The organism is Brooklawnia sp. (assembly GCF_049651565.1).
Taxonomy (GTDB): Bacteria; Actinomycetota; Actinomycetes; order Propionibacteriales; family Propionibacteriaceae; genus Brooklawnia.
Genome location: NZ_JBASCI010000262.1, coordinates 1 through 3,739, shown reverse-complemented (window position 1 = coordinate 3,739; position 3,739 = coordinate 1). Strand labels below are relative to the sequence as shown.

Annotated in this window: 2 protein-coding genes; both read right to left on the bottom strand. The window is 67.7% G+C overall.

Annotated elements, in window-relative coordinates; genetic code table 11:
• Positions 1–43: 43 nt before the first annotated feature.
• Entirely contained in the window at positions 44–2,935 is a 2,892-nt protein-coding gene (locus tag WBL05_RS12785) for a glycoside hydrolase family 3 N-terminal domain-containing protein (RefSeq protein WP_424226426.1), read from the bottom strand.
• Positions 2,936–3,190: 255 nt separating this feature from the next.
• On the bottom strand, positions 3,191–3,739 hold a 549-nt coding region (locus tag WBL05_RS12780; RefSeq protein WP_424226424.1), incomplete at its 5' end, for a hypothetical protein.

Below are 3,739 nucleotides of genomic sequence, written 5' to 3'. Positions count from 1 at the left end.
CCCCGGAATGGGGAGGCGCCACCGCTGGTCGGCTACGAACTCGCTATGCGTCCTGCAGGTACTGGTCGAGGCGGTACATGAAGGCCGACATGGCGTCCCGGTGGACCGGATCCCACGGCCGGTAGGTGCCGTCGGGCCAGCCGGTGGAGATGCCCGCGTCGTGCATCCAGGCGATCTCCTTGTAGAACTGCGTCCGCGGGGTCACGTCGGTGAACGGCGACCGCCTCGGCGCGTCGAACTCCGGCTCGTCCGCCAGCCGGTACATGAACGCCGCCATCGCGTCGCGGTCGACCGACTCCAGCGGACGGTAGGTGCCGTCGTCCCAACCGGTTGAGATGCCCGCCTGGTACATCCAGACGATCTCTTTGTAGAACTGGTTGTCCTCCTCGACGTCGCTGAACGGCGACTCGGCCGGCAGTGTGACGTCCGGCTCACCAGCCAACCGGTACATGAACGCGGCCATCGCGTCCCGGTTCACCTCGTTCCATGGCCGGAAGGTGCCGTCCGGGTACCCGGTCGAGATACCCCGCTCGGCCATCCACATGATCTCGTCGTAGAACTGGATATCCGGGGTGACGTCGCTGAACCCGTAGGTCAGGCCGAAGCCGAACGGGAACAGGGTGTCGGCCTCGTCGTAACCGGGCAGGTCCGGAGCCTGGGTCTCGATGGCTGTCACGTTGTTGGCCAGCGCGAACGGCATCCTGCCCTGTGGGGCGAAATTGCCCGACAGCACGTCCCACAGCGCGGAGTCGGTGACCCCGAACCCGGCGACGATCGCGCCGGCGTCCTGCAGGCCACTGGCGTCATCCAGCACGTACGGCTGGCGGAAGTAGACGCTCAGCACCACGTTCTCGGCGCCCACGGTGTCCATCACGGTCTGGATGTCGGCCAGCGACGGGGTGATCCGCCACGACTGCGAGTCAGCCATGCCGGTGAAGTCGAGGACGTTCGACTCCCACGGCAACGCGCCGCCGAAGCGCAGACCGTTGTCGGTGCAGCTCGGTGTGGGGTTGGGCACGTTGATGTTCTGGTTGACACCGTTGACGACCTCGGCGTCGTGGATGCAGCGGTCGGACGCACCCCAGGGACTGTTGCCGTCGAGGCCGGGGATGTCGTCCATCACCACTGGATTGACGCCGTACTCTGGGTCCATGCCGCCGATCACGTAGAAGTCGGCAGTGGTGCTGGGGTCATCGGTGTCGCTGAAGGTACCGGTCGCCGGGTTGAACCAGCCGGTGTCGTCGAAGTTCGACCGGTAGGCGCCGGTCACCGAACGGTCGGTCGCGGCGGTGACATTGATGACCGCGACGTCGGCGTCCGCTGCCGCCCCGACGCCCTCAGTGTTGCCGTTGATGACGTCGAAGCCGAACTCGTCGACCTGGGTTTCGTTGTACGGGCCCATCACGAACGCGGTCTGGCCATCCTCCAACGGCAGGACGCCGCTGTTCTGCAGCAGGACGACCGACTTGCGCTGCACCTCCTGGGCGATGGCGCGGTTGGCGTCGCTACCGATGGTCTGGGTGGCGTTGGCCGGGTCGACGTACGGGTTCTCGAACAGGCCCATCTGGAACATCGGGGTCAGCAGCCGCTCCGCCGCCAGGTCGATGCGCTCCTCGGAGATGAGGTTGTTGGTGTGCAGGTCGAGGATGGTCTGGACATTGTCGAAGCCGGACAGCGTGTCGGTGCCGCCGTTGATGGCAGCCGCGACGCGCTCGGGGACGGTGGCGTCCTCGAGACCCCAGGCCCGGTCGTTGATGATGCCGGTGTCGGAGTTGACGTAGCCCTGGAAGCCGAGCTGGTCACGCAGCAGCCAGTTGACGATGTCGTCGGAGAAGGCGAAACCGGTCTCGGGGAATGTGCGGCCCTGGTAGGTCACGTCGATCGGTGCGCCGTAGTAGGGCATGATCGCCGAGACGCCGCGGTCGATGGCCGCCTCGAACGGCTTCAGCGCATACTCGAAGCCGTCACCCGGGTAAACCTGCGTCTTGCCGTGGGCGTAGTGCGGGTCCAGCCCGAGTTCCTGCGGGCCACCGCCCGGGAAGTGCTTCATGGTGAGCGCCACGTCGGTGTCGGGACTGAGCTCGATGTCACCAACCGTAGTGCCCTGCAGGGTCTCCACCAGCTGACCCATGATGTCGGCACCCAGGTCGGCGTCCTCGGTGAAGGTCTCGTGGACGCGGTACCAGCGCGGATCGGTGGACAGGTCGGCCATGTAGCCGTACATGCCGCGCAGGCCGATGGACGACCACTCCTCGCCCATCACGCCGGCGAAGTCCTCGACCACGCCCATGTAGTCGTCGTCGCCGAGGGCGGCCGAGGCGATGCCGGCCTCCTTCGGGAAGGCGCTGAACGCGCCGGCGGCCTCATTGATCCCGACGCGGGCGTCGTGGTCGATGTGGTTGCGGGCGTTCGACTTGAACAGCGACGGGATACCCAGCCGGGTGGCCTCGGTCAGCTCCTGGACGCCGTTGGTGAACTCGGCGGCCTGCGCCGGGGTGACCACCGGGGTGCCGGAGGCGCCACAGGCGGTCGGGGTGGCGTCCACCACGTTGCGGAAGATGAACCGGTGCATGTACTGGTTCTCGATGTAGTTGGTGGCCGGGTCGACCACGGTGCCCTCGCACCCCGAGTTCAGGGTCTGAATCAACATCAGGCCCGACTTCTCCTCGATGGTCATCTGGCCCACCAGGTCGGCCACCCGCTCCTCGACCGGTAGCCGCCAGTCCTCGTACGGGTCGACCGTTGCGTTGTCGTTGAGGTCCTTGAACTCCAGACCCTCGTGTTCGATGATCGACTTCACCCGGGCGTCCAGCACCGGCTGCTGCGGATCCTCGGGGGCGGCGGATGCGGCCACCACTCCTGGACCCAGTAGAAGTGGAATCGCCACGGCGATTCCGGCCAGGCGGCGCACGCCCGGCCTTGTTGTGCTCATCATTCAGCTACTCCCATGTGGCTGTGTCCGACCCCGAGGGCCGGACGGGTGATGGGCGGATGCCCGGCGCGGGCCACCTCGGCCCGTCACCCCCGTGCGCCCTCACCAGTCGAAGGCGGCACGGATTGCGCGAACTTAGCAGTCTCACAGGTCAGATGAAGCGTTAAAACGCGTGCCGTGGACGAATCTGGCCGAAAGTACAGGCGGCGATCCCGGACGCCGCAATGGCCCGGGGCCGGAGCTTGCGACGGCGTCCTGTTACCGGCCGACGACGACCACCAGGTCGCCATCGTGGGCTGGCGTCCTGACCAGGTCGGCGGGACGCGTCGTCATTCCCGGGACGTCGGCCAGGCCGACGGTGTAGTCGCTGACCGTCATCGCCTGCTCGCGGGGCAGCAGCAACTCCAGCACCACCCCATCGGCCGGCGGGTCGTAGAACCGGATCTCGTTCGGCAGGTCACCGGTTGGCCGCACCGGTCGGGACGCTCGGCCGTTCGCCCGGGCGACCACCTCCAGCGCCGGCCCGATGGTGTGCAGCACGAGCACGTCGGCGTCCCGCTGCGAGCGCAGCTCGGCCACGACCCGGACGCCGTCCGGCGTCTGGCGGGTCTCCCGGACGGCCAGCTCGGGGGCGGGCAGCCCGGCGTGCGCGGCGTCCCCCACCCATCGCACACCGGCCCGGTACGGCAGCAGCGGACGCTCGTCCACCTGGTCGGGGGTGTAGCCGGCCGTCCACTGGTGGGGTCGGGCATCTGTTGAGTACCAGGCCGCCGAGTCCCCGTCCTGCACGTACATCAGGTGTGACGT

Coding starts and splice junctions, on each gene's coding strand:
- WBL05_RS12785 (WP_424226426.1), bottom strand. CDS start 2,935: ATGATGAGCACAACAAGGCCGGGCGTGCGCCGCCTGGCCGGAATCGCC.